Origin of the sequence: Streptococcus suis, from assembly GCF_002960445.1 — a bacterium.
Classification (GTDB): domain Bacteria; phylum Bacillota; class Bacilli; order Lactobacillales; family Streptococcaceae; genus Streptococcus; species Streptococcus hyiners.
Genome location: NZ_POJD01000361.1, coordinates 1 through 266, shown reverse-complemented (window position 1 = coordinate 266; position 266 = coordinate 1). Strand labels below are relative to the sequence as shown.

Sequence of the window (266 nt, the reverse complement as noted above, 5' to 3'; positions counted from 1 at the left end):
CTGGATAATCTAATCATCCGAACTCCACTAGGTTTATTGTTTTCTGTGTTAGCTACTCGTTTTGGCTTGCAGTATGCTATCGGAGGACATTGGATCTACAATCTGTTGGTTTCGAGATTTCCATTTTAATTGTGAGGGTCATGATGATATTTATTCTATTATTGAGTCTATTTTATATTTGTTTAACAGTTGCTAGTTCGCAACTATTGCTAAGTCTCTCTGTTCCTGTTTTATTGTTGTTGACTTATTTGCTACCGCCCATCGTC

General features: G+C 36.5%; 1 pseudogene. It reads left to right on the top strand.

Going from position 1 to position 266, the window contains the following annotated elements:
* Positions 1–129, top strand: a pseudogene (locus C1G53_RS13625) (CPBP family intramembrane glutamate endopeptidase); the annotation flags it as partial.
* Positions 130–266 lie beyond the last annotated feature (137 nt).